This is a genomic window from Sporosarcina sp. AD_1, assembly GCF_057373025.1.
The window spans coordinates 457,128-475,146 of the sequence record NZ_JBPVIR010000001.1 but is presented as its reverse complement, the minus strand read 5'-3'; the positions used below and the strand labels follow the sequence as shown (position 1 = coordinate 475,146).

Genomic DNA, 18,019 nt, shown 5'->3' with positions numbered 1-18,019 from the left:
GCATATACGAGCGGTTCAAGGTAAGATACGAGCGGTCTGCCGAACTTGTTAGCACTTCCGCGGTGACTCTTCCAGCATATAAGAGAATTCCCTGGTATTTTCGAGCACTTTCCAGTAAATACAACCACTTTGCAATAACTTCTTAGGATTTATAGTTTAGTTATCGAAAATAAATGTTATTCCTTGAATTTCTCCAAAATGAAAAGGGCAGAAAATCAGATTGATTTCCGCCACTTTTGCTTACGCTCTGAACAAACATTTTTATATGTAAGTTGGAGACTAAAAATATACTTTATATACTATTAATAGAATGGTAAATCCAAGATATAAGAAAATTATGGTTGATATAAACTTATTTGGTTGCTGAAATTTTGCGAATAACTTTTTCTCAATCAGTGATCCAAATAAGATTAAAGGAAGTGTAATAATTAAAAGAATAACATGATCAAAAATTCCAAAGATCATGCAAATAGTTATAAGTATACTAGCTAATAATAATGTCCACATTTGACCTCCAATGAATAATACAATTTCATCATTCGCTGCGACATATTTCTTCATTCGGCTTAAGAAATATTATATTTAAATTGAAAATAATTGTCGAGTGATTGCAGGGGAATTATAATTACGATGGACTCATAATATGCGTTTATTTTATACGTGCTTTTGAACCTTTTATTGATGATTTGCATAGCGTCATCAATTATTCTCTCAGTGTTCAATTGGTGTAATTGCTTTCTATTCTACTTCAGGTTTAATAAGGGTTAACGGCCACTCAGGCAGGTTAATCGATCACATCATTTTTACTAAAATCTATCAGCTTGCTTGCAAAGTGTCTATGCCCAAAAAAAACAAAAACCAGGCGGTGTGAAATACTCCGCCTGGTCTATTTCTCATTTGCCGTTTTCCATAATAAAGGCTAATAGAGAAGTCCAATGATCTATCTCTTTTTTGATTGCAATATATTTGGCCGATTGTTTATTTAAACGCTTGTCCAGGTTGGAATAGAACCGGATGACCCGAACAGGTTTTTCTTCATCGTCTACAACGAGTTTCATTTCTAATGTGGCGACTTTCCGGTAGATGAATTTCTTGGCCACAGGCAACTTGGAATTCGTTTCTTCTTTCCATTCTTGACCAAGCACAGCCAATCTTTCGTCTGTCCGTTCCGCGGGATTTTTATATCGCTCTTTTCGAAGTCCGTTTTCAAACACTTCTACCGCCAGCAGATCTTTGTAACCATATTCTAATATTTCATAAGGCATGGAAGCATAGGCTTTGTTTACATACTTTCCGTCCCGCAGAGGAGGCACCCACAGATATAATTTACGGTGCTTCTCATCGATCGCTATTTTCGATAGCAGATCATAGGAAACAAAAGCATGGGATTCGGTATAAGATGGTTTTGCCGGTTGGAAAGTCTCCAAATACGCTTGTTGTTTCTGTTTGGCTTTTCCTTCCGCTCTTCCGGAAAGATAGAGGAACAGGATGGCGAAGCCGAAAAACAATGCGAAGAAGAGAAAGGCTGCCAAAATGGAGTCTTGTCGAATCAATACAAATAACGCGATGGTTCCAATGATAGGTGATAAACATCCTAAGCGGATAAACCAATTGGATTCTGTTGAACGCATGGGTTTCACTCGTTTCTCAAATAAACTAGTCTCTCTTTATGATACCGAAAGATTACATGATTGACAATTGCATGACGAAAGGGAAAGCAGTTTGGCGAAGAAAGGAATTAAAAAAGCGAAGGAAACGGGAAACATTTCCTTCGCTTGTCTCTATTATGCTTTTGCAGCTTCGATTTCGTCTGTCAATTCGACGAGTTGATCGATCAGCTCACCGATATAAGCGATTGTGTCCAATAAAGGCTGTTCCGTCGTAATGTCGACACCCGCCATTTTGGCAAGTTCTGCAGGTGATTTTGTTCCGCCGGCTTGCAATACTTTCAACCAATCTTCTACAGCAGGCTGCCCCTCGGAAAGAATCCGCTTGGAAACTTGTGTGGAAATAGTCAATCCGGCACTGTACGTGTACGGATACAAGCCCATGTAGTAGTGAGGCTGGCGCATCCATGTCAGTTCTGCCCCTTCATTGATCTCCACATCGTTACCCCAGAATTCTTCCAATACGCCACGCTTCAAGCTGTTCAATACGTTGGCGTTCACGCTACCGCCTTCATCGATGCGGTCATATACTTTACGTTGATAAGCTGCTTCCAGCAAGTGCGTGACGAAGTTGTGATAATACGTGCGGGCCACGATAGAAGAAATAACCCAGCGCTTGAATTTCGGGTCATCCGAATTCGAAAGCAAGTGGTTCGCCATCAGCATTTCATTCATCGTGGAAGGTGCTTCGATGAAGTAAAGGGATGGACGTGAGTTGAAGATGTTCTGATGCTTATGAGCATTGTAGAAATGCCCGGCATGTCCAAGTTCATGAGCTAAGACAAAGACATCTTCCATGCTGCCAGTCCAGGAGATTAGGATATACGGATGGACCCCGTACGGGCTGGAACAGAAAGCACCTGTCGATTTTCCGACGTTCTGAGCGAAATCCGTCCAACGTTCTTTATAAGAACGGTCTACCATGTCAATATAATCTTCACCCATAATGGCAAGTGCATCATCAATATATTTCTTTGATTCTTCGATTGTGATTTTCGGCTCATAGTTTGGATCGAGCGGAATTTTCAAATCGGAGAAAGTCATTTCATCGAGTCCATGAACTTTTTGTAGAAGCTTTGCATATTTGCGCATATGTGGCGCCAATTCCTTCATGATCAGGTCGATTTGGCGGTCATACATGGAACGGTCTACTTCTTGATTGAATAATAGATAATCGAAAACTGTTTCATATCCGCGTAGGTCGGACATCGTCTTTTCTTCTTGTAAGTGCATATCGTATGTTTTGGCTGTCGTATGCTGATATTCTCGTAGCTTCGCATGGAAAGCATCGTATGCGGCACGGCGTTTCTTCGTATCTGGCTCTGTTTCCCAGCCGCCTTCGAAAGAAGTGTAGCTAAGTGGATATTTCTCTCCATCCACTTCGAATTCGCCAAAGTTGATATCGACAAGTTTTGTCGTGTTGTAAAGGCCATAAGGCGCGTTTAACACAGAAGAAAGTGCAGCCAATGTCTTTTCGACTTCAGGGTGAAGGCGATATGGTTTTTCACGCAGTATTTCGTTTAAATAGAGGTTGTACTCCTCGGATTGCTCCGCTGCGGATTGCAATAATTCAGCAGAAAGCTCAGAAAGCTCGCTTGTGACAAATGATAATTGACTGCCAAGCTTAGCAGAGATCGAGCCGAATTTACTTGAGCGCATTTGTGATTCATCATTCGTTTGGTCTTCACTCATGGCGAGGCTTGTATACGTACCGATAGGCACCATTTTTTCATAAATTGCAGCATAACCTTTCAATGCTTCAATGATGGATGCTTCATCGGAAATATTCCCTTTGAACTTGTCCGCATAAGCGGCAACCTCTTGTTCAAGTTCTTCAATCGCCGTGTTGTAATCGCTTTCGGATTTAAATAATTCATTCAAGTTCCATGTTTCTTCAACCTTTACTTCGGAACGTTTCGGCAAGCTTTTTACCATTCTCATCTCTCCCTTTTATTACGGTAGTCGAACTAATATTAGTATATAGCAGATTGATTGAAAAGTAAAAATGAATAGAAAGATTCTGCCGCTTTTTCTTCACGGTCATAGGCCAGAACTTTTTACAGCCGTTCAACCTCTTATTTCCGCAGTTTTTCAATTTCCTCTGCCACGACAAAAGCAAGGTCGTCATTGCCGAAGAGCTGCAATAAATCAAGCATTGTGCCATCTTCTACCACCATATCTTCATACGTTTCTTTGGAAGCCAGCAGTTGATTCAGAATTTCGTTGTCTCTCTGAGCGGGGTAGGCAGTTTTGTAAAGAATTTGAGGATCCAGTTCGTTCTTCCGGCACCACTGGATGAAAAGCCGACTCATTACCATTTCGTCTTCTTGATAAAGTTCAATGATTTTCTTCTGAATGGTTTTTTTGTCCATGATTGTATAAGTTCCTTTCCTCCATTATGATTCAAAGTATACTGCAAAATAGAGGGAGATGCTGGGAATGAGAAGAGTGGATGTTGTATACACATTAATCGCAAAAGAGGAAAAAGTAGTTTTGGTGAAGAATAGGAAATATGACAATTGGACATTGCCTGGGGGATCTGTAGAAGAAGGCGAGACGCTGGAAGAAGCCGCAGTGAGAGAAGTGTGGGAGGAGACGGGTCTTACTGTCCAAGTGAAGAAACTGCTCGCGGTGAATGAAGCGTTTAGAGAAAAAGAAGGCAACCATGTTCACTTTTTCACTTTTTTAGCACATCAAGTGGATGGGGATTTGGCTGTTCAGGACCGCGAAGGAATTATGGAAGCGGACTGGAAAGATATGGAGTTTGCCGATAGCCAAATGCCTTATTACGAATGCGGGATTCGGGGATTGCTTCGCGAATCCATCCCTTACTCGTTTCAAGGAGTACAGAGTAGAATCGGCCCACTTCTCTCCCAAGGGTAAAAACGTTAGGCTGTTTATGGTCGGAAAACCGTTTGCTTGTAGAAGAATGCAGAGGGCCCCATTCTAGCGGGGAAGGCATTTATTATCGGCCTCTTGGAGGAACTGTCGAGTTTGGAGAACGTTCGGATTACGCGTTGAAACGGGAGTTTCTAGAGGGAATTGGTGAGCAAGTGGAGATTGTTTCCTATATCGGTTGTTTGGAAAATATTTTTACGATCCAGTCCGAAATGGGGCACGAAGTGATTCAACTGTATGACGTCCGATTTGTGAAGGAAAGCAATTATTTGCGTGATCGGTTTAGAGTGGATGAAGGGGAAAAACAGGCTTGGGCAAAGTGGATAGGACTTTCTGAATTTATTGAAGGAAAGGCAATTCTCTATCCTGAAAAGCTTACGTCCCTTTTGGAAAGGGGAGCGAGATGGAACAAAAACAAATGAGCAAAAGAAATCAAGTCGGGTGGAACCAATACGCTTATGAAGCTTGGGTGAGGAGACATGGCTGTCCGAGCGACTATGCGCAAGAACTGCAAGCCGCCCCGGCCGATAAAGTTATGTATTACCTTAAAGAAATGGGAGAAGTCAAAGGAAAAAGGATCCTTAACCCGCTTGGCTCGAAAGGCAATAAAGCGGTATGCTTCGCTTTGCTTGGAGCTGAGGTGACAGTAGTGGATTTATCAGAGGGCAACCGGCAATATGCCATGGAGCTCGCTGAAGCAGCTGGAGTGCCTCTTACCTATATCGTAGGGGATCTGATGGACAAGACGCTTCATGACATAGGAAAGTTCGATTTTGTGCTTCTTGAAATAGGCGTCCTGCATTATTTTGCTGAATTGCCTACGTTGTTTAAGAAGATCTCCAGTTTGTTAGAGAGGGACGGTGTCTTCCTTATTCGGGAATATCATCCGCATGTCGCAAAGGTAATGTGCAATAAGGATGGCGAGACCGTCTTTGATGGGAATTACTTTGATGAATCATATATAGAGGAAGATGTTGCATATGCATCTTTACTACCGGAAAGCATCCGTCCGCAACTTGAAAAGAATTTGATCAGGAGATGGACGATTGCCGAGGTAATCAATTCGTTGGTCGTGTCTGGTTTCCACATTGTTAAAATGAAAGAGGATCAAGGAGTGCGCTGGGCCTTTCCAAAAGGCGCACCATCCGGCATAGAGGACCGGCTTCCGGGAACGTATGCTTTGATCGCAGTGCCTCATCAGACATAAGCCAAAGGGGAGTGTAGTATGGGATATATTGAAGATTTGCGAGCTGAGGTCGGCAACCGGCCGTTGCTACTGACGGGTGTCGGCGTCGGTGTTCTGAACGACAAGGGAGAAATCTTGCTTCAAAAGAAGGTGGATGGGCGCTGGGGCATTCCGGGCGGCTTCATGGAGCTCGGAGAAACAGCCGAAGAGACTGGAAGAAGGGAAGTTTTGGAGGAGACCGGTATTGAGATTGGCAAGATGCAGCTCGTCAGCGTATTTTCGGGCCCCCAGACACATACAGTCTTACAAAATGGAGACGAATATTATTCAGTGACCTTGATTTACGCAACAAACGAAGTGATGGGGGGAGAACTTAAAGCAGATGGAGTGGAGACGGCAGAGGCCGGTTTCTTTCCAATCCGCCAATTGCCCGAGCAATTAAGTCCTGCCGTTCAAACTATGATAAAAAGCTATGCCGCACAGATGGGGATATACTAATCGATCAAACCGTAAAAAAGATGTCTTCGCAGGCCGATCGCAGAAGACATCTTCTCTACTATCTCTAAGGCCGGTTAGAGGCGATGAAGCGGACAATCCAATCACCATCTAGCGATCCATCCACAATTCTGTAGTACAGCATGGAGTTCTGGATGATTAGATTTTCGTTCACAACGATGGTGATCGTATTTCCATTCCCATCTTTCAGAATGATATTGAACTCCTCTATGTCATCCTGCAGTGTGATTTCTTCAGGTTTTAGCTTTTGGACACGATAATCCTGTAAGAATTGAAGCAGCTGGTCTACTTCATGCTCATCGTCTATGACCCATGTTTTAGCGGGTGCCCCGAAAACGGGGGGAGTAGTGAAAACCAGTGACTGGAACTCCGCATCCATCGACTGAAGCAAATCCTCGAAACGTCTTTCATTATACGCGTTGATTTCATCGAACATTGCATACGCCCCTGCGATTACAAGTGCGAGTAACAGTACAGCTCTTGTCTTCATAACCATTTCCTCCTGGAGTCGTTTGTTTAGTATACGCATGCCGCAATACTTTGGAATAGTACATATGCTATGTGGCAGAGAGGCAAAACATTAATGGCTAAGTGCAAATGCGGAGAATGCACAAATTTTTTTAGAGAACTAATTAATGAAATACCGATGCCATAAAATCGTTGCAAAGTAATCGGTAGAGTAGTGTTATAATTAAAAGAAATTAGACGACTAAAGGGAGGAATGTTCATGAATACTGAGATGAATAAGGCAATCCAGGATGAATATCCAGATGATTTTGCCTGGTGCTTTGGATGTGGACGATTAAATAAGGATGGCTATCATTTTAGGACCGGTTGGGATGGGGAACAAACGGTCACATACTATCAGCCGAAAGAAAAACATATTGCCATACCCGGTTTTGTCTATGGCGGGTTGATCGCTTCCTTGATTGACTGTCATGGTACCGGTTCCTGTGCACTCGCGCTGCATCGGAAAAATGGACATGAACCAGGAGATGGCGCGGAAGTCCCTCGCTTTGTCACTGCATCCTTACAGGTGAACTATCGCAAGCCGACGCCGCAGCATGTCGAATTAAAGGCAGTGGGAACAGTGGAAGAAATCCATCCGAAGAAGTTTAAGGTGGATGTACAAGTATTTGCTGGAGATGAATTGTGTGCGACAGGGGAAGTAGTTGGCGTCGTGATGCCGGCTTCGTTTACAGCGAAGTAATACACATTTCCTTGTGCTGAATCTTTTTTCCTGGTTGCAACGTATAGGGAGTACCACTTGCCGCATGGTAGGAAACCCCAATCGATGAAGAGACGGGAGTCCGGAAATGAACTGCGGAATAATAAGTAAAGGAATAGGTGAAATGGTCATGTTATATGTTTTAGGAATAGTAGCGATTGTGATGTGTGTACCTATTACGGCAATCATCACAGACCATAAACAAAAAGCAATCAAATTCAAAGCGGATATCGTTCGCCAAGAAATCGAACTGGAAAAATTAAAGCAGCAGAACTTCATTATTGAAACGGAAAAAATGAAGTTGGAGCTGGAGCAAATGAAACTGGATTATTCAAGCGGAGCGAAGGAGCTCATTAAAATCGACTAAGGGAGGCCGTGAAGATGGCAGATGATTATGTAACCCCAAAGTACAACGATTTGATTGGAGATATACTAAAGAAGCATACTGATGACGGCGGAATGGAAAATTTGAAAGGGCAAGGCAAGCCGCTGTCTAAGGAATACTTTTCGGGAGATACATTCCAGCACTTTCAGAAAATCGCAAAGGATGCAGGATATAAACCACATTGGCTGAAGTTGCAGCATGAAATCCGCGATGAATTAAACGACATCTCACTTCAAATGAAGCAGGATGCTTCACTCGATATGCAGGAGAGGATCCAGAAGGTCAATGAAAAGATCGCCGAACATAATAAACACTGTCCGCCTCCTTTTGTTAAAGGAAAAGTAAGTGTGCAATCGGTCGAGACAGCCAAAAAGTTCTGGAACTGATACATGAGAAAATGGCTGTTATTATTTCTGTCGATTTTCCTGCTTCTTTCAGGCTGTTCTGTAGGAAAGGATGATTCATCATCCAGCCTTACTAAAACGGTATTTCTTGAGGAACGTACTATGCCAAGCGATTTTACAATCCCTGATGTCGATGCGGCTGAAAGTGTATTAGAACAAATGACAGTCGAAGAGAAACTGGGCCAATTATTCATTTTTGGATTTGAAGGCAAAAGTTTTTCGCCACAGTTGAAAGAAATGATTCTACAACATCATATCGGTGGTCTTATTCTGTTAGGCAGGAATGTGTCGACGGCTGATCATATGGTAGCTGTATTAAATGAGGCGAAAGCTGCGAATCAAGTGAATCAACTCCCTTTATTCCTTTCAGTTGACGAAGAGGGAGGCCGTGTATCCAGATTGCCGAAAGGAATCCGGAAACTGCCTTCCGCACAGAAGGTGGGTCAACGGCACGACGGAACGTACAATTATCGGACAGGCGAATATTTGGCGGAGCTGCTCCATTCGTTTGGCTACAATATGAACTATGCACCTGTGCTGGATGTGCACAGCAATCCGGCTAACCCTGTCATCGGTGACCGTGCCTATGCGAGTAGCGCACAAGTTGTCGCTGATTTAGGCATCGAGACGATGAACGGCATGAAAGACCATGGCGTAATTCCTGTCATTAAGCACTTTCCAGGGCACGGGGATACGTCGGTCGATTCGCATCACTCGCTGCCAGTTGTCGATAAGAGTCTTGAAGAATTAATGCAGATGGATTTGCTGCCATTCCAACAAGCCATTGACGCGGGGGCAGAGGTTGTCATGGTGGCTCATGTCCTATACCCTGCTTTAGATCCCAAATGGCCAGCCTCACTATCGGGCAGCATTATCAGTGATCTGCTGCGCGAACAAATGGATTTTCAAGGTGTTGTCATTACGGATGATTTGACAATGGGAGCTATAACCAACGACCATTCGGTGCCGGAAGCGGCCTTGCAATCCTTTTTAGCAGGCAGTGATCTGCTGCTTATTGCGGGAGATGAGGATAACCAATTAAAGACCATTCAGTTGTTCAACCAGTCCGTTGCTTCAGGTGCTATTTCTGAGGAGCGCTTGAATGAGAGTGTACGACGGATTTTGAAATTAAAAGAGGCTTATGGCTTGGAAGACAATCCGGTTCATTCGTTCGATGCTTCCGCTGTCAATAACAAGTTTAAAAAGTTGGTGGAAAATCGATAGAGTGATGAAACCTTTATTTCCTTTACCCGTATAAAAGATAGATTGTAAAAGAAAATGGAGGTGCTACTGTGGAAAACACAGGTCTAAAAGTATTAGTTCATGCCAGCGCATTTTTTGCACCTTTTTTAGTTCCATTCATCCTCTATCTAGTTGTTGATGATCATGAAATAAAGAGGTTGTCCATTCAAGCGTTGTTGTTCCAGGTTATGATGGGATTTGCTATAACCGTTTCGATAATCTTAAGCTTTATATTGATTGGAATTCCGATGCTCATTGCATTTGGATTGGTAACGATCATTGTTCCGGTTCTTGGCATTATTAAGGCGTTGAATGGTGAAACATACAATTATCCGATTGTCGGTAGGTTTTTCTAAACAATAAATAAGGGTCGCAGAGGACATCGCCTAAGAGCGGGTTCCTGCGATCTTTTTTAATTTGAAGCGGCAAAATCTTAAGTGAGCATTCATGAAGGCGATTGGACTTGTATAAGATGTAGTAATCTGAAATTTTCGAAAGGGGATGGGAATGAAGATCAAGTTTACGCTCATGACACAAATATTCATCGCATTTGTCCTGGCAGTTCTACTGGGCAGTCTGTTCGGGGAGAATATCAATTTTTTAAAGCCGTTCGGGGATTTGTTTCTACGTTTAATTAAATTCATTATTGCTCCGCTCATTTTATCGACTCTTGTAGTGGGAGTCGCAAGTTCATCTGATCCGAAACAGCTGGGACGGATTGGACTGAAGACAATGGTGTATTATTTTGCAACGACAGCGATTGCTATTGTGATCGGTTTGCTTATCGCATTTATGATTTCTCCTGGAAAAGGAGTGTCGCTTGACTCAGATGGACTTGTCGCGCCGGAAGCGGCGACTCAGGAACCGCAGAGCGCCATTACGACATTACTAAATATTGTGCCGGATAATCCGTTTGCCGCCCTTGCCTCAGGGAATATTCTACAGATCATCTTTTTTGCGCTATTCATTGGACTGGCGATTACGCTGGTAGGGGAAAAGGCACAGCCGGTCTATCGATTCTTTGAAGGATTCTCCGAGGTAATGTACAAAATAACAGGGATTGTCATGAAGGTGGCGCCAATCGGGATTCTTGGCCTTCTTGCTCCAGTTGTCGGTCAATACGGATTGTCCGTCCTGCTTCCTTTGCTCAAGGTAATTGTAGCTGTTTATCTTGCCTGTATTTTGCACGCATTGATCGTCTATTCTACAGCAGTGAAGACCTTTGCGAAAATGAGCCCGCTCACTTTCTTCAAAGGAATATCGCCAGCAGCACTTGTCGCTTTCAGTACGGCCAGCAGTGCTGGCACTTTGCCAATGACGATCAAGAATACGAATGAAAACTTAGGCGTTCCGAAAAAAATCTCCAGTTTTGTACTGCCTCTTGGGGCGACAATCAATATGGACGGCACAGCTATTTATCAAGGCGTCGCAGTCATTTTTATTGCCCAATTCTTCCAATTGGAACTCTCCTTTGTCCAGCTGTTGACCGTTGTGCTCATTACCATCCTGGCATCGATCGGAACAGCGGGAGTCCCTGGAGCGGGTATGATCATGCTAGCCATGGTGCTAAGTTCAGTGAATATGCCGCTGGAAGGGATCGCTTTAATTGCCGGAATCGATCGTGTTCTCGATATGATGAGAACATCTGTCAATATTATTGGGGATGCCTCTGCTGCGGTTGTCGTGGCAGGCACAGAAAAGGAAGAGGACAGCGCCGTTTCATAGACATACGAAATACATGAAAAAGCGGCGGAAACTATTCGGTTTCGCCGCTTTTTTATGTTCGGTATTTGATTATCATTTTCATAGCTCGAGAAACAGACGATTTATCGATTCAACCGTTCTTCCACACTGTCAACGATATCTTGAACTGAACGTCCTTCCACGCTGACGACAGGGAAGTCAAATTGGTCGACGTTTACATCTCCTAATGCGCGGACCACACCGATATCGCATCCGTTGACGTTCTCGTCGCTTTCAAACATTTCTACTTGATAGCCTTTTTCCTCCAATGCTTGTTTGACATCAGTAAAGGGGTTTTCTACAGCCACTTTTGCCATGTGAAGCACCTCCATGTTGTAATGTTCTCTCCACCCATCTCTTCCCGCTGACGAATTGGTTAAACATGGGTAGCGCAGCATATAACAAAGATGAATGATAACGGAAGTAGTATAAGAGGCTGCTGAAATTTTTTCGGATGTGAGAAAAAAGCATGGATTCTAGGCGGAATTGAATGAGAACAAGCGAATTTGGCAGGAAAGTTTGATACTTTCGGCATGACTATCATATACATCTAACAGACGAAAGTTAGGTGGGGAAATAGTGGAATTCATAGGGAAAGCAACAGCCGTTGGAATCGGATGTCTTTTTATCTCAATCGGAATCAATCTGTTTCTCGTTCCCTTCGGGTTTTTGGAAGGCGGCGCTTTGGGTATTAGTTTAATCCTTCACTACATACTGGACGTCAAGGTTGGATTAACGTTTTTACTCATCAGTATTCCTATTTTTATTGCAGCATGGTTTTTGTACAGGCCATTTTTCTATAATGGGATTCATGGCTTGTTATGTTCCTCTATCGTAATCGATATGCTGATGCCCCTGAGGGAAGCTGGACTGAGCGAGAAGATGAATCCATGGCTGGGGGCGGTCACAGCGGGTATCTGGATTGGGATGGGGGCGGGCCTCATGTTGAGAAAGGATATTAGTATCGGCGGGACAGACCTTTTGGCACAAATGGCAGCTAAAAAGTTATCCATCAATCCTGCTCTAATGATTCTTTGTTTTGATGTGATCATCGTGTCCATTGGTACCATGCTTCTCAGCCATGCACGGCTTGGTTTATCTTTGGCAACCGTCACAACGATTGGTATAACAGCTAGCTGCATTGTGGCCTATCAAAAAAAGTGATCATCATATCGATGGATCACTTTTTTCTTGTTTCCGGAACCCGGCGAAAGCATCAATAGCGGTCGTCACAATTGTGGCGAGACCAATACCGATAATAATCCACCGGACTTGTCCGTATATATCCTCTGGAGCTTTTTGAAAGATGGAGGCGAAAAAGGAAGCGACGGCATGTTGGATGATCGCAGGATTTAAGACGAATATCGAAATGAGGCAAATCCAAAGCAAGTTAATGATGAAATTGCCAATGGCCAGCGTCTTTGTCCATTCCGAGGAAAATGCTTTGTAACTTGCGATCACAATTTCAATGGTGATCAATAGCATGGCGGCAGGCATCAGAGAGGCGAGAGACGCGCTACTGATAAATCCCAATGGTTTCATCCTTTCTACCTGAGTTTATAGGTAGTGTACCCAGTAAACTGTCTCGTTTAAACGAGCGATCTCGTCTCCAATTGTAGGAACAAGTCATGTATACTGAAAAGTACATTCATTAAAAAGGAGGTTGATCTCAAGTTATGACGACTAAGGAAGCAAACAGCCATTTACCCGTGTATCCCATCATGTTTGCAATTGGCGGCTGTCATTTATTGAACGACACGTTGCAGTCCGTTATTCCGGCAATGTTCCCAGTGTTGGAGCAGGAACGGGGGCTCAGTTTTACACAGCTCGGCTTCATCTTTTTCTGTTTGAATATGGTCGCTTCCGTGTTACAGCCGGTTGTGGGGTATTTCAGTGATCGAAAACCAATGCCTTATGCACTTCCGATTGGGATGACCTTTTCAATGCTTGGCATGGCCGGTTTGGCCTTTGCCCCAAGCTACGCTCTCATTTTACTTTCAGTCATTGTGCTCGGATTAGGATCAGCGGTTTTCCATCCGGAAGGATCTCGGGTTTCTTTTTTGGCCGCAGGCAATAAACGAGGATTGTCCCAATCAATTTACCAAGTGGGCGGGAATTCCGGGCAGGCGTTAGCTCCTTTAATCAGCGCTTTTGTTCTTGTTCCGCTTGGACAAATTGGAGCGGCGGTTTTTATTTTGGTTGCTGCATTAGGCATTTACATATTAACGAGAATATCGAAATGGTATAAAGAACAGTCGGATCAGGAGAAAAATGCAAAGCGTAAAAAAGTGTTGCTGAGTACTATCGGAAATTTGACGGGCAAACAAGTAGGAACCGCACTGACGCTATTGTTCATCATCATTTTCGCCCGTTCTTTTTATGTAACGACCATTACGAGTTTTTATGTATTTCACTTGATTGATCACTATAATTTGAAAATCGAATCGGGCCAGCTCTACATATTCCTATTCATGGCGCTTGGGGCAGCAGGAACATTTTTCGGAGGGCCGATGGCAGACCGCATTGGCCGAAAGAATGTAATTGTTCTGTCTTTGCTTGCTCCGCTTCCGCTCTGTCTATTATTGCCCTATGCTCCACTTTGGGCTGTTTCCTTGCTTCTCATCGGAATCGGTTTCTTCATTATGCTGAGTTTCTCAGTCACTGTCATCTACGCGCAAGAACTCGTGCCGAGCAAGATCGGGACGATGGCGGGTTTGACAGTCGGTTTGTCATTTGGCATGGGAGCTCTCGGCGCGGTTGGAATTGGCATGCTGATGGATACGATCGGTGTTTATCAAACAATGATTCTTGCATCGTTTCTTCCTTTTATCGGCCTGGTGGGGCTCGGTTTGCCGAAGGATCAAAAAGTCGGTGCCGCAGTTTCAGCCTCCTCTAAATAAGGAATCTGCCATTCATTTTCGGATGAATGGTATTTTTATTGAATTTTTACGTTAGTCGGCGTGGATTGAGGGTATAGGAAAGACAATCAATCTATAGGAGTCGATTTAGTTTTGGACAGAAGATTTTTGAAGAACCCGGTGTTTTCCATTTCGGCAGTCGTCATTTTGGTGCTGGTCGTCTTGGGGGCAATCATGCCCGAGCAATTTGGTAATGTGGCCAATGTGCTGTACGGTTTCACAACAGCAAAGTTTGGCTGGTTTTATTTGTTGGCTGTGTTTATTGTCATTCTATTTTTGGCGGGACTGGCAATAAGCAAATATGGAGCGATTCGTCTTGGTGGTGATGAAGAACGGCCGGAATATCCTTTCTTCACTTGGATCGGCATGCTGTTCTCGGCAGGATTTGGGGTGGGCCTCGTTTTCTGGGGTGTCGCCGAACCGATGAGCCATTATTTTACCTCTCCATTAACTGGCGTGGAGTCGAAGACAGTGGATTCAGCTCGTGTGGCCATGGGATATTCGTTTTTTCATTGGGGGATCTCTCAATGGGCCATTTTTGGCATCGTTGGGCTCGTCATTGGATTTCTGCAGTTCCGCAAAAAGAAAGATGGTTTAATATCGACTGCAATGGAGCCGCTCGTTGGATCAAATAAAATTGTAAAGACGGGGATTGATTCCTTCGCGGTAATCGCGACTGTTATGGGCATTGCGACATCTGTCGGGATGGGTGTGCTGCAAATGGGCGGCGGATTGGAATATGTCTTTCCGGTCAATAATACATTTATCATTCAATTGCTCATTATTTTTGTTGTATTTGTAGCTTATATGCTCTCGGCATCTACAGGTTTGAGTAAAGGGATTGCCTATTTAGGAAACTTTAATCTAGGAATGGCGCTTGTCCTGCTTGCGTTCTTCTTCATTGTCGGACCGAAAGTGTTTATCCTGGAGAGCTTCACATTGGCGATCGGGGATTATATTAATAATTTCATTCGTTATAGTTTGCGTCTCCAACCCTATCAGGGAGGGACATGGGTGCAAGAGTGGACCATCTTCTACTGGGCTTGGACAATCGCCTGGTCTCCATTTGTCGGCGCGTTTGTTGCACGCGTATCCAAAGGCCGGACGATCCGCGAATTCATTGCTGGCGTCATGGTCATCCCACCAGTGTTTGCATGTATGTGGATTGCAACGTTAGGGGGGACTGCACTCTATAATGATTTGAACAACGGCACGCATATTGCGGAAGCTGTAGATGCCGAGGTCACATCAGCTGTATTTGAAACATTTAAGCATATGCCATTCACAAACGTGCTTTCTGTGCTGGCGATTATCTTGATTTTCACATTTCTCGTTACATCCGCGGATTCCGCGACTTACATTTTAGCGAGTATGACAACCAAGGGAAATCTGTTTCCCCCATTGATTGTCAAAGTCGTATGGGGCTTTTTGATGTCAGCCATAGCAGCAGTGCTGTTGTATGCTGGCGGCTTGGAGGCGTTGCAGACCGCGTCGCTCGTTTCGGCCTTGCCATTCACACTTTTCTTGCTGATGCTCGTTTTCTCAATGATGAAATTGCTGAAAAAGGAACCGATCACCGTTCGGCCGACAGACATTCGGAGGTTCGAACATATTGAAAAAGCAGTGAAGAAGAAAGCGAAAAAGAAATCTAAGAGAGAAGCAAAAGTGGAATAATGGAAAAGCCGGTGCTTTAATAGGCACCGGTTTTTCATATGTAAGTCAATCTTTATACTGAAGGGTTTTCAGATTTTAATTTTACGGAATACGGAGTGAGATCGGGCAGTTCCAGACAATTCAACTGGCCGCCATATACAGCCCCGCCATCGATTCCAATAATATTATTATCCCCAAAAAAGATGGAATGGTTCGCGTCATCTTGATATAAATAGTGGGTCGGTGTGTGGCCGAACACTACCTTTTTTTCACCACAATAACCATTATGAAAAGGATCGCGAATCCAGAGAAAGTCCCGTTCCTCCGTCTCATGGATAGGCGTTTCAGGATGTACGCCTGCATGTACGAAGATGAAATCGTCTTGTTCTTTATAGATGTCTAAAGAGCAGATGAACTCAAGATGCTTCTCCAGTGCTTCTGAAGAAAGTTGAGGCCGCTCAAACGGTAGATCTGGAGAAACGGTATACTCCTCTTCGCGAAAGCCGTAGCTCCGTAATGTTTCACTTCCTCCATTCCGATCCACCCAATGACGCCATGGCCTTTCTTCTTCACTCGTTAATGCTTTAATCATCATATCTTCATGGTTTCCCTTGAGGACAATAGCGCCAAGCTTGCGAAGCTCCATCACTTTGTCCAGCACCGCCTTCGAATCCTCTCCCCGATCTACATAATCACCGAGGAGGATCAGCTGGTCAGTGCCAGGCTCATAATGGATCTCGCTCAATAATTGATTAAAAGCTGTAATCTCTCCATGAATATCACTTATCACAAATGTCCGTCTCACATGCGTCAACTCCTTGTTTATCCCTTTCATTCTACCTGAGAGATGCGTGAATCGTAAGAAAGATGCTTGTATTGAAATAACTAGGCGGCATGGAGAAGAGCGGTCACTCGGTTATCAAGCACGCTAAAAAAGGTGCCATCATGACAATAAATGAATCGAGTGGTTCGCAACCAGATACGAGAGGTTTACTTGCATAATCGAGCGGTCACGGAGAAATACGAGCGGTTGACGGAATATACGAGTGGTTGGAGTGATATACGAGCTTTCGTGAAAACATACGAGAGGTTAGAGACGATATTCGAGCGGTTCAAATCATGGAGGAGTCATGGCGTTTTAATTGAGCACTCCTGCAAAGGATGCGCGCACTCTTTCAAATAATCGAGCACTTTGAAGGATGATACGTGCAGACTTCTTACATAATCGACGTTACCGGAGAGAACCCATCATGACAATAAATGAATCGAGTGGTTCGCAACCAGATACGAGAGGTTTACTTGCATAATCGAGCGGTCACGGAGAAATACGAGCGGTTGACGGAATATACGAGTGGTTGGAGTGATATACGAGCTTTCGTGAAAACATACGAGAGGTTAGAGACGATATTCGAGCGGTTCAAATCATGGAGGAGTCATGGCGTTTTAATTGAGCACTCAATTTGTTCTATAATTAACAGCATATTCTACATTAAAAAACGCACAGAAATGTGCGTTTTTAATGCCGTGTTTTAAAGTTTTAATTCCGATATGTCTTACTTAACAAACACACCCTTTAGCTTTATAAGGGATTAAAACTTACTTAATTAGTATTTTTATTTCCTTTTCATGTTTTTTTACTAAATCATTCAAAAAGTCATTTGCCTTTTTATCAAATTCCTTTAAGTTATCTTCATTATATCCGTCCATACCAACCATTTCATTTATGTAGGCATTTACATACGAATCTTGTTCGCTTCTGATTTCAGCATACTTCTTGTAATATTCTTCTTTTTCCATTCCGAGCTTATCTGCTTGGGATTTGATAAAATCTTGCATTCTTACATCCCCCTCTCCATCTTCAAGAGGAAGAGATAGCATAATTTCTTTCCGAACAGCTTTGTCTTCAGAAACGTCAAGATTCATTTTTTTAGCTTCCTGGAGCATTAATTCGAACTTTACAATTCCTTCAATGTTCTTTAAGACATCATCATCTGAATACAGAAATCGTAAGTCACCTATTGTAATTTCTTTGTCTCCAACAATTGCTGCCACATCACTGTTTTTGTAATCTTTCATGCTACCTTGTACAGTAGAACTACATCCCATTAGGGAGATAATTAAAGACAGTGAAATTATTAATATAGGAATTCTTCTCAAAAAAACACCTCCATAAAAAAAT

At 43.4% G+C, this 18,019-nt stretch carries 22 protein-coding genes; 14 read left to right on the top strand and 8 right to left on the bottom strand.

All coding sequences use genetic code 11. The features are described from left to right. Positions 1-893: 893 nt before the first annotated feature. From ACSW3C_RS02315 to ACSW3C_RS02305, 3 genes are all read right to left on the bottom strand, one after another. Positions 894-1,631, bottom strand: coding sequence for a hypothetical protein (locus ACSW3C_RS02315; protein ID WP_486560660.1), 738 nt, complete (start codon positions 1,629-1,631; stop codon positions 894-896). A 153-nt stretch (positions 1,632-1,784) separates the two neighbouring features. Then, positions 1,785-3,602, bottom strand: a complete 1,818-nt coding sequence (gene pepF / locus ACSW3C_RS02310) for an oligoendopeptidase F (protein WP_486560659.1) — start codon at positions 3,600-3,602, stop codon at positions 1,785-1,787. 140 nt (positions 3,603-3,742) lie between these two features. Further along, positions 3,743-4,039, bottom strand: coding sequence for a hypothetical protein (locus ACSW3C_RS02305; RefSeq protein ID WP_486560658.1), 297 nt, complete (start codon positions 4,037-4,039; stop codon positions 3,743-3,745). A 67-nt stretch (positions 4,040-4,106) separates the two neighbouring features. On the opposite strand from ACSW3C_RS02305, the gene ACSW3C_RS02300 reads away from it, so the two are divergent. From ACSW3C_RS02300 to ACSW3C_RS02285, 4 genes are read left to right on the top strand one after another with little or no spacing between them, the layout of a single operon-like run. Further along, positions 4,107-4,550, top strand: a complete 444-nt coding sequence (locus ACSW3C_RS02300; protein WP_486560657.1) for an NUDIX hydrolase — start codon at positions 4,107-4,109, stop codon at positions 4,548-4,550. A 32-nt stretch (positions 4,551-4,582) separates the two neighbouring features. Continuing rightward, positions 4,583-4,987, top strand: a complete 405-nt coding sequence (locus ACSW3C_RS02295) for an NUDIX hydrolase (protein WP_486560656.1) — start codon at positions 4,583-4,585, stop codon at positions 4,985-4,987. Beyond that, a complete protein-coding gene (locus tag ACSW3C_RS02290) occupies positions 4,969-5,772 on the top strand; it encodes a class I SAM-dependent methyltransferase (protein WP_486560655.1) in 804 nt (267 codons plus the stop codon). The genes ACSW3C_RS02295 and ACSW3C_RS02290 overlap by 19 nt, the downstream gene beginning before the upstream one ends. Before the next feature lie 18 nt (positions 5,773-5,790). Beyond that, complete coding sequence (locus ACSW3C_RS02285) at positions 5,791-6,249, top strand: NUDIX hydrolase (RefSeq protein ID WP_248509551.1); 459 nt, start codon at positions 5,791-5,793, stop codon at positions 6,247-6,249. 64 nt (positions 6,250-6,313) lie between these two features. Here the strand turns inward: ACSW3C_RS02285 and ACSW3C_RS02280 are convergent, their stop codons facing one another. Next, complete coding sequence (locus ACSW3C_RS02280) at positions 6,314-6,757, bottom strand: hypothetical protein (RefSeq protein ID WP_486560654.1); 444 nt, start codon at positions 6,755-6,757, stop codon at positions 6,314-6,316. A 237-nt stretch (positions 6,758-6,994) separates the two neighbouring features. On the opposite strand from ACSW3C_RS02280, the gene ACSW3C_RS02275 reads away from it, so the two are divergent. The 6 genes from ACSW3C_RS02275 (at position 6,995) to ACSW3C_RS02250 (ending at position 11,251) form a co-directional block, all read left to right on the top strand. Further along, the gene (locus ACSW3C_RS02275; RefSeq protein ID WP_486560653.1) at positions 6,995-7,477 is read left to right on the top strand and encodes a PaaI family thioesterase; all 483 of its coding nucleotides are present in this window, start codon (positions 6,995-6,997) and stop codon (positions 7,475-7,477) included. Positions 7,478-7,625: 148 nt separating this feature from the next. Beyond that, complete coding sequence (locus tag ACSW3C_RS02270) at positions 7,626-7,862, top strand: hypothetical protein (protein ID WP_238080214.1); 237 nt, start codon at positions 7,626-7,628, stop codon at positions 7,860-7,862. Between the two features lie 14 nt (positions 7,863-7,876). Then, positions 7,877-8,266: a DnaJ family domain-containing protein gene (locus ACSW3C_RS02265; protein WP_486560651.1), complete on the top strand. Its 390-nt coding sequence runs from the start codon at positions 7,877-7,879 to the stop codon at positions 8,264-8,266. A 3-nt stretch (positions 8,267-8,269) separates the two neighbouring features. After that, positions 8,270-9,508, top strand: a complete 1,239-nt coding sequence (gene nagZ, locus ACSW3C_RS02260; protein ID WP_486560649.1) for a beta-N-acetylhexosaminidase — start codon at positions 8,270-8,272, stop codon at positions 9,506-9,508. Between the two features lie 68 nt (positions 9,509-9,576). Then, complete coding sequence (locus ACSW3C_RS02255; RefSeq protein WP_486560648.1) at positions 9,577-9,882, top strand: DUF4870 domain-containing protein; 306 nt, start codon at positions 9,577-9,579, stop codon at positions 9,880-9,882. Positions 9,883-10,039: 157 nt separating this feature from the next. Next, entirely contained in the window at positions 10,040-11,251 is a 1,212-nt protein-coding gene (locus ACSW3C_RS02250; protein WP_486560876.1) for a dicarboxylate/amino acid:cation symporter, read from the top strand. Between the two features lie 101 nt (positions 11,252-11,352). Here the strand turns inward: ACSW3C_RS02250 and ACSW3C_RS02245 are convergent, their stop codons facing one another. Further along, positions 11,353-11,586: a YkuS family protein gene (locus ACSW3C_RS02245; protein ID WP_238080209.1), complete on the bottom strand. Its 234-nt coding sequence runs from the start codon at positions 11,584-11,586 to the stop codon at positions 11,353-11,355. Between the two features lie 262 nt (positions 11,587-11,848). Here ACSW3C_RS02245 and ACSW3C_RS02240 point away from each other — a divergent pair, with 262 nt between their 5' ends. Further along, positions 11,849-12,433 carry a YitT family protein gene (locus ACSW3C_RS02240; RefSeq protein WP_238080208.1) on the top strand — a complete coding sequence of 195 codons (585 nt, stop codon included), beginning with the start codon at positions 11,849-11,851 and terminating at the stop codon, positions 12,431-12,433. 3 nt (positions 12,434-12,436) lie between these two features. On the opposite strand, the gene ACSW3C_RS02235 is transcribed toward ACSW3C_RS02240, so the two are convergent. Continuing rightward, on the bottom strand, positions 12,437-12,802 hold the full coding sequence (locus ACSW3C_RS02235; protein WP_486560647.1) for a hypothetical protein: 366 nt from the start codon (positions 12,800-12,802) through the stop codon (positions 12,437-12,439). Positions 12,803-12,945: 143 nt separating this feature from the next. On the opposite strand from ACSW3C_RS02235, the gene ACSW3C_RS02230 reads away from it, so the two are divergent. Further along, the gene (locus ACSW3C_RS02230) at positions 12,946-14,169 is read left to right on the top strand and encodes an MFS transporter (protein WP_486560646.1); all 1,224 of its coding nucleotides are present in this window, start codon (positions 12,946-12,948) and stop codon (positions 14,167-14,169) included. A gap of 111 nt (positions 14,170-14,280) precedes the next feature. Further along, entirely contained in the window at positions 14,281-15,861 is a 1,581-nt protein-coding gene (locus ACSW3C_RS02225) for a BCCT family transporter (RefSeq protein WP_486560645.1), read from the top strand. 52 nt (positions 15,862-15,913) lie between these two features. On the opposite strand, the gene ACSW3C_RS02220 is transcribed toward ACSW3C_RS02225, so the two are convergent. After that, the gene (locus ACSW3C_RS02220; RefSeq protein ID WP_486560644.1) at positions 15,914-16,645 is read right to left on the bottom strand and encodes a metallophosphoesterase family protein; all 732 of its coding nucleotides are present in this window, start codon (positions 16,643-16,645) and stop codon (positions 15,914-15,916) included. A 150-nt stretch (positions 16,646-16,795) separates the two neighbouring features. Here ACSW3C_RS02220 and ACSW3C_RS02215 point away from each other — a divergent pair, with 150 nt between their 5' ends. Continuing rightward, positions 16,796-17,023 (top strand): hypothetical protein, encoded by a 228-nt coding sequence (locus ACSW3C_RS02215; RefSeq protein ID WP_486560643.1) that lies wholly within the window; start codon positions 16,796-16,798, stop codon positions 17,021-17,023. Between the two features lie 413 nt (positions 17,024-17,436). On the opposite strand, the gene ACSW3C_RS02210 is transcribed toward ACSW3C_RS02215, so the two are convergent. After that, positions 17,437-17,997, bottom strand: a complete 561-nt coding sequence (locus tag ACSW3C_RS02210) for a SurA N-terminal domain-containing protein (protein ID WP_486560641.1) — start codon at positions 17,995-17,997, stop codon at positions 17,437-17,439. Positions 17,998-18,019 lie beyond the last annotated feature (22 nt).

Bases quoted from the DNA above. Each gene is read 5' to 3' on its own strand.
- ACSW3C_RS02215 (WP_486560643.1), top strand. From the start codon at position 16,796: ATGAATCGAGTGGTTCGCAACCAGATACGAGAGGTTTACTTGCATAAT.
- ACSW3C_RS02265 (WP_486560651.1), top strand. From the start codon at position 7,877: ATGGCAGATGATTATGTAACCCCAAAGTACAACGATTTGATTGGAGAT.
- ACSW3C_RS02300 (WP_486560657.1), top strand. From the start codon at position 4,107: ATGAGAAGAGTGGATGTTGTATACACATTAATCGCAAAAGAGGAAAAA.
- ACSW3C_RS02285 (WP_248509551.1), top strand. From the start codon at position 5,791: ATGGGATATATTGAAGATTTGCGAGCTGAGGTCGGCAACCGGCCGTTG.
- ACSW3C_RS02275 (WP_486560653.1), top strand. From the start codon at position 6,995: ATGAATACTGAGATGAATAAGGCAATCCAGGATGAATATCCAGATGAT.
- pepF (WP_486560659.1), bottom strand. From the start codon at position 3,602: ATGGTAAAAAGCTTGCCGAAACGTTCCGAAGTAAAGGTTGAAGAAACA.
- ACSW3C_RS02280 (WP_486560654.1), bottom strand. From the start codon at position 6,757: ATGAAGACAAGAGCTGTACTGTTACTCGCACTTGTAATCGCAGGGGCG.
- ACSW3C_RS02305 (WP_486560658.1), bottom strand. From the start codon at position 4,039: ATGGACAAAAAAACCATTCAGAAGAAAATCATTGAACTTTATCAAGAA.
- nagZ (WP_486560649.1), top strand. From the start codon at position 8,270: ATGAGAAAATGGCTGTTATTATTTCTGTCGATTTTCCTGCTTCTTTCA.
- ACSW3C_RS02315 (WP_486560660.1), bottom strand. From the start codon at position 1,631: ATGCGTTCAACAGAATCCAATTGGTTTATCCGCTTAGGATGTTTATCA.
- ACSW3C_RS02290 (WP_486560655.1), top strand. From the start codon at position 4,969: ATGGAACAAAAACAAATGAGCAAAAGAAATCAAGTCGGGTGGAACCAA.
- ACSW3C_RS02270 (WP_238080214.1), top strand. From the start codon at position 7,626: ATGTTATATGTTTTAGGAATAGTAGCGATTGTGATGTGTGTACCTATT.
- ACSW3C_RS02245 (WP_238080209.1), bottom strand. From the start codon at position 11,586: ATGGCAAAAGTGGCTGTAGAAAACCCCTTTACTGATGTCAAACAAGCA.
- ACSW3C_RS02230 (WP_486560646.1), top strand. From the start codon at position 12,946: ATGACGACTAAGGAAGCAAACAGCCATTTACCCGTGTATCCCATCATG.